Source organism: Caballeronia choica, assembly GCF_001544535.1.
GTDB lineage: Bacteria > Pseudomonadota > Gammaproteobacteria > Burkholderiales > Burkholderiaceae > Caballeronia > Caballeronia choica.
The window spans coordinates 1-6,597 of record NZ_FCON02000258.1 but is presented as its reverse complement, the minus strand read 5'-3'; the positions used below and the strand labels follow the sequence as shown (position 1 = coordinate 6,597).

General features: G+C 64.4%; 5 protein-coding genes. 3 read left to right on the top strand and 2 right to left on the bottom strand.

Annotated elements, in window-relative coordinates; all coding sequences use genetic code 11:
• Positions 1-152 precede the first annotated feature (152 nt).
• The 3 genes from AWB68_RS41660 (at position 153) to AWB68_RS41650 (ending at position 4,598) form a co-directional block, all read left to right on the top strand.
• A complete protein-coding gene (locus tag AWB68_RS41660) occupies positions 153-1,136 on the top strand; it encodes an AAA family ATPase (protein WP_374729661.1) in 984 nt (327 codons plus the stop codon).
• The gene (locus tag AWB68_RS41655) at positions 1,136-2,881 is read left to right on the top strand and encodes a cobaltochelatase CobT-related protein (protein WP_087649985.1); all 1,746 of its coding nucleotides are present in this window, start codon (positions 1,136-1,138) and stop codon (positions 2,879-2,881) included. Before AWB68_RS41660 ends, AWB68_RS41655 begins: the two co-directional genes overlap by 1 nt.
• A gap of 112 nt (positions 2,882-2,993) precedes the next feature.
• Entirely contained in the window at positions 2,994-4,598 is a 1,605-nt protein-coding gene (locus AWB68_RS41650; protein ID WP_087649984.1) for a Fic family protein, read from the top strand.
• Between the two features lie 263 nt (positions 4,599-4,861).
• Here AWB68_RS41650 and pta read toward each other — a convergent pair whose 3' ends face one another.
• On the bottom strand, positions 4,862-5,917 hold the full coding sequence (gene pta, locus AWB68_RS41645; RefSeq protein WP_087649983.1) for a phosphate acetyltransferase: 1,056 nt from the start codon (positions 5,915-5,917) through the stop codon (positions 4,862-4,864).
• 93 nt (positions 5,918-6,010) lie between these two features.
• On the bottom strand, positions 6,011-6,597 hold a 587-nt coding region (locus AWB68_RS41640), incomplete at its 5' end, for a thiamine pyrophosphate-dependent enzyme (protein ID WP_235028769.1).

Below are 6,597 nucleotides of genomic sequence, written 5' to 3'. Positions count from 1 at the left end.
TTGAATCAAATGTAGACCAACACCGAACCGATCGTCAACCGATAAATTCTATTATTCGGGATGATTTGTATCTAAAAAAGAATGCGTCTATCATGGGCCAACTGCGCAGGGGCCAGCCGCGCCGCGCTGAACGAGACGCGAAGGAGAGAGAAGTGACTGAGATCGTGAGTGGGACGCCGGACCGGATGGTGTCGGTGCGTAGCGTGTTCGGCATCGATTCCGGCCTGACGGTGCCCGCCTTCAGCGAGCGCGACGACCACGTGCCGGACATCGACGAGGCGTATCGCTTCAACCCCGAAGTCACGCTCGCGATTCTCGCGGGCTTCACGCGCGATCGCCGCGTGATGGTGCAGGGCCTGCACGGCACCGGCAAATCGACCCACATCGAGCAGGTCGCCGCCCGCCTGAACTGGCCGTGCGTGCGCGTGAACCTCGACGGCCACATCAGCCGTCTCGATCTCGTCGGCAAGGACGCGATCGTCGTGCGCGACGACCTTCAGGTGACCGAGTTCCAGGAAGGCATCGTGCCGTGGGCGCTGCAGCGCCCGGTCGCGCTGATCTTCGACGAATACGACGCCGGCCGCCCGGACGTGATGTTTGTGATCCAGCGCATCCTGGAGCGCGACGGCAAGTTCACGCTGCTCGACCAGAATCGCGTGATCCATCCGCATCCGTATTTCCGCATGTTCGCGACGACCAACACGGTGGGACTCGGCAACCTGAACGGCCTGTATCACGGCACTCAGGTGCTGAACCACGCGCAGATGGACCGCTGGAACGTCGTCGCGACGCTCAACTACCTGCCGCGCGCCGAGGAAGCGGGCATCGTGCTCGCGCGCGTGCCCGAACTCGCCGACGACGCCGGCCGCGCGTTGATCGAATCGATGGTCAGCGTGGCCGAACTCACGCGCAAGGGCTTCGCGGCGGGCGACCTGTCGACGCTGATGTCGCCGCGCACGGTGATCAACTGGGCGGAGAACTGCCAGATTTTCCGCGATCCCGCGATGGCCTTCCGCCTGACCTTCCTCAACAAGTGCGATGAAGCGGAGCGGCCGGTTGTCGCGGAGTATTTCCAGCGCTGCTTCGGCCATGAACTGGAAGCCGCACGCGAAACGAACGCATTGGAATTGCGCTGATGTCGACCGATCGTCAGGCGGCGCGCCGCGCCGAGGAACGCGAGCGCCTGTGCGCGGCGGCCGTGCGCGCGCTGACGGGCGACGCCGCGCTGCATTATCGCGATGGCCGCCTGTGCCGTGGCTACCGTCCGCTGCCGCTCAACGCGCCGCATCTGCGCACCGACCGGGAGGCCGACGATTTCGCCTCCCTGCGTGGCGCCGCCGACGGCGCGGCCCTGCGTCTCATCCGCTCCGACGCGAGCCTGCATCGCCGCCTGTGTCCCCCCGATCCGCTCGCGCGGCTCGTGTTCGAACTGCTCGAACAATTGCGCTGCGAGACGCAAACGCCGCCCGGCATGCCGGGCGTCGTGCAGAACCTGCGGCACCGGTTTGCCGCGTGGTCGCGGGCGTTTTATCGCTCGGGCCTGATCGACGGCCATCTCGGCATCCTGCTCTACACCGTCGCGCAGATGGGTTGGTCGCGACTGACGGGCGAACCCGTGCTGGAGGAGACCGAAGGACTGATCGAAGCGACGCGCGCCGCCATCGCGCCCGCGCTCGGCGTGCCGCTGGCGGGCTTGCGTCGGCATCGCGCCGACCAGGAAGCGTTCGCGGTCCACGCGCTCGACATCGCGCGGCGCGTGAGCGAGATGATCCAGGCGGCCCGCGCCGGGCAAGCACAGGAAGACGCCGACGACGCGGACGACGCACAAGCCGCGCGCGCGGCGTTTTCCCTGTGGCTCGGTTCCGACGATGACGAGTACAAGGAAATGGGCATCGCGGCCACCGGCGAGAGCCGCGTGCTCGAAGCGTCGGGCACGGGGTATCGCGCCTATACGACGCGCTATGACGAAGAGGTGCGCCCCGCCGCGCGTATCCGCCGAGGACTGCTGCACGAATACCGCGAGAAGCTCGACGCGCGCATCGCCGCGCAGGGCATCAACGTGAGCCGGCTCGCGCAGGCGCTGAAAGCCGCGCTCGCGAATCCCGAGCGCGACGGCTGGTCGTTCGGCGAGGAGCACGGCCGCATCGACGGACGGCGGCTCGCGCAACTCGTGGCTTCGCCGAACGAGCGGCGGCTCTTCCGGCTGGAGCGCCGCACGCTCGTCGCCGACTGCGCGGTGAGTTTCCTGATCGACTGTTCGGGGTCGATGAAGGCGCACATCGAGCCGGTCGCGACGCTGATCGACGTCCTCGCGCGCGCCCTCGACCAGGCCGGCGTGACGAGCGAAGTGCTCGGTTTCACGACGGCCGCGTGGAATGGCGGACGCGCGCGGCTCGACTGGCTCGCGCGCGGCCGGCCGCGCCATCCGGGGCGGCTGAACGAGGCGTCGCACTTGATTTTCAAGGACGCGTCGACGAGCTGGCGTCGCGCGCGGGGCGACATCGCAGCGCTTTTCAAGGCGGATATCTTTCGCGAGGGCGTGGACGGGGAAGCGGTCGAATGGGCGTGCGCGCGGCTCGTCGCGCGGCCCACGGCGCGACGCATCCTGATCGTCGTCTCCGACGGCAGTCCGATGGACAGCGCGACCGCCCAGGCCAACGATGCGTTCTATCTCGACAGCCACCTGAAGGAAGTCGTCGCGCGGCATGAGGCGGCGGGCGACGTCGAGGTGCTGGGGCTGGGCGTCGGGCTTGATCTGAGCCCGTATTACCGGCGTTCGCTGGCGCTCGATTTGTCGACGGGGCCGGATATGAAGGTGTTTGGTGAGATCGTTGGGTGGATGAGCGGGCGGTTCCGGCTGTCGCGGCAAAACTCGATCTGAGTGCGCAGCAGAAAAGTAGTGAGATCGAACGACTTAAAAGTAGTGTGATGGCAAGGCGGAGTTCTAGTGATATAGTGCAGCACAAAAGTAGTGAACTGACCTGAGCCAACAAATGGCGGCATCCAACGAAAAGCTAGCGGCGTCTTTAAAGATACTCAAAGAGTTGCAGGATCACGGCTCCCGCGTATTCCGACCTTCGGCCATGCCCTCGCTCACTCGCATTCATCGGGAACGACTGGTTAGGGCCGGGTTCCTGAAGCAGGTCATCCAAGGATGGTATCTGGCGAATAACCCGGCGGATGCCGACGGCGATTCGACCCACTGGTACGCCAACATGGAGATTTTTGTCGCGGCGTACGCCAACTCGCGCTTCGATGACGGCTGGCAACTAAGTGCCGAACTGTCGATTCTGAAGCACAGCGGCCACACCAGCATTGCGAAACAGCTACAACTGCAGTCACCGAAAGCCAACAACCAGATGCAGGAACTACCGCACGGCTGCTCCCTGTTTATCTACCGTATTTCGGAATCCAAACTCGTTGCCTCGAGGGCTCCTGACGCCAGTGGGCTTCGGCTTATGCCGATGCCTGACGCACTGATTCGCGTCAGCCCCACGTTCTTCACTCAGCATGAAATGGCCGCCCAGATTGCGATGCGCCAAGTCGACATCTCGCTGCTCATCGCGCGCCTGCTCGAAGGAGGGAACAGCCTGGTTGCTGGCCGACTGGCCGGCGCGCTCAGGGCCGTAGGACGCGCGGCCGACGCAAACCAGTTGCTCGCCACCATGAAGGCCGCGATGCACACGACAATGGAGAACAATCCGTTCGAGCGGCCTCTAGCGCAAATCACTGGACGACGCAACGAATCTCCCTACGTCCTGCGTATCAAAGCGATGTGGGCAGCCATGCGTGAGACTGTCCTCAAGCGGTTCAACACCGTTCCGAGACGGGAACTAACCGATGCAGACGGCCTGCTCCTGGACATAACTGCCCGGTACGTCGCGGATGCATATCATTCGTTATCCATCGAAGGTTACCGGGTGAGCACGGAGCTCATAGAAAAGGTCCGCAATGGGCAGTGGAGCCCGCTCACACACCCAAAAGATGGGCAGACCCGAGACGCCATGGCAGCAAAGGGTTACGCTGAAACGCACAGCCATGTCAAGGCGCTCATCGGCCGCGTGGTGAAAGAAGGACTGAATCCGGCTAAAGTCTTCAGCGCCGATTTCTTCCAATGGTATGTGGCGCTTTTTTCGCCGAGTGTGCAGGCAGGTATCCTCAAAGCTGGAGACTTGGCCGGCTTTCGCAACAATCAGGTTTTCATCCGTAATGCCCTCCACGTACCCCCCTCTCCAGAGGCAGTACGAGATTGCATGCCAGCTTTGATGGACCTGCTGGAAAGCGAAGACCATCCCGGCGTCAGAGCCGTGCTGGGCCACTTCATTTTCGTGTTCATTCACCCGTACATGGACGGCAACGGGCGGTTGTCACGATTCGTCATGAACTTCATGCTGACGACAGGCGGCTACCCGTGGACGATCGTGACCGTACAGTCGCGCAAGGCTTATCTCGATGCGCTCGAACAAGCCAGCACCTTTGGCAATATCGAACCGTTTGCGGAACTGCTGTGCAGTCTGATATCAGAACAGGCAGCGACACCTGTCGAGCGTATTACCCAGCGTCCGGAAGCGGGCGATTGGACAGCGCCTCCGGTTTGACGGCGACACTGCCCGACGAGAAATTGGACATGGGAGGGACGAAGTGTTCACTCCAACGCGAACTCCTGTTCCACCCACTCTCCACCGCTCCCGCCACCAAATAACAGCCGATCGCGAGCGGCACGCGGCACGCCGGGTCGCCACGCCCGACAGCGACAGCGGATAACGCCGTGCGGCGATCGTCGCAAGCGTCACCACCGGCACCTGAGCGCGGTCTGCACCCAGATCGCGTGGTCCAGTTGCCCCTGCCACGCGCTGAAGAGTCACCGCGCAGCGGATCCCCACGAGTGACATCGGCTGTCGGCAGCGTCGGCGAGAGCCTGCGCCGCCTGCGCCTGCACGCCCGTCACCGCGATCACATAATAGATGTCATCGGCGCTACAGCCACGCGACAGGTCGTTGGCCGGCTTGTTCAGCCCCTGCAGCAACGGCCCGATCGCCTTCGCGCCGCCGATGCGCTCCGCCAGCTTGTAGCCGATGTTGCCCGCTTCGAGGCTCGGAAAAATCAGCACGTTGGCGTGACCCTCCACCTGCGAATGCTCGACCTTGCGCCGCGCGATCTCGGAGACGATCGCGGCGTCGAGCTGCACATCGCCGTCGATGGCGAGGCCCGGGCGCAGTGCCTTCACGCGCGCGGTCGCCGCCACCACCTTGTCGACGGCCGCGTGCCGGGCGCTGCCGCTCGTCGAGAACGAGAGCATCGCGACGCGCGGCTCGTCCATCAACAGGCTTTTCGCGCTGTCGGCGGCGGCCATCGCGATTTCGGCCAGTTCGTTGGCGTCCGGTTCCACCACCAGCGCGCAGTCGGAAAAAATCAGGCCGCCTTTCATCGTGTGGAACGGCTCGCACAGCATCATCAGGAAGAAACTCGACACCAGTTTGAACGCGGGCCGCACGCCGATGATCTGGATCGCGGCCCGCACGACATCGGCGGTGGTATTGACGGCGCCCGATACCGAGCCGTCGGCGTGGCCGAGGCGGACCATCAGGTTGGCGAAGGTGAGCGGCTTCGTCGCTTCGCGTTGCGCTTCGTCGCGGGTCATGCCTTTCCTGCCGCGCAGCGCGAAGAGTTCGTCGGCGCACGACGCCGTGAGTGTCGAGGCAGCCGGATCGATCACGTCCATGCCGGCCAGATCGATCTGCTCGCGATCGGCCGTCTCGCGGATGCGCACCGCGTCGCCGACCAGCACGATGCGGGCGATGCCCTCGCGCGTGGCGCGCTGCGCGGCTTGCAGGACGCGCGGGTCCTCGGGCTCGCACAGGACGATGCGCATGGGCGTCGCGCGGGCGTGCTCGATGATGCGGTTGATCGCTTTCATGGGGATGTCGGACGGTGAGTGGGCAGAACGCAGGAGGCCGGAAGCAAGGGAAGCGCTTCCGGCCGGTCTTTTCTCAGTCAGGCGTCGGCCCGCTCACACATAGTCCTTGTACTTGTCGAGCGTGCGCACCGGTTTGGCGAGGGCGTCGCGGCGGAACGGATCGCCCAGTTCGCGCGTGCACATGATCTCGATGATGGTGGTCTTGCCGTGATTCATCTGCAGGTCGATGGCGCGCTTGAGCGCCGGGCCGACATCCTCCAGCCGGTCGACCACGATGCCTTCGGCGCCCATCGCCCGGCCGATCTCGGCGAAGCTCTGGTTGTCCAGTTCACCCGCGACGAAGCGCCGGTTGTAGAAGTCCACCTGGTTCTTCTTCTCCGCGCCCCACTGGCGGTTATGGAACACCACCGCAGTGACCGGAATGTTGTGGCGCACGCAGGTCATGGTTTCCATCAGGCTCATGCCCCATGCGCCGTCGCCGGCGTAGGAGACCGCCGGCCGGTGAGGTGCGGCCACCTTCGCGCCGATGATGGTCGGAAACGCGTAGCCGCAATTGCCCCAGCTCATCGCAGCGAAGAAGCTGCGCGGCTTCTCGAAGCGCAAGTAGCTGTTCGCCACCGAGTTGATGTTGCCGATGTCGGTGGAGACCATCACGTCGTCGGGCATCGCTTTTTCCAACT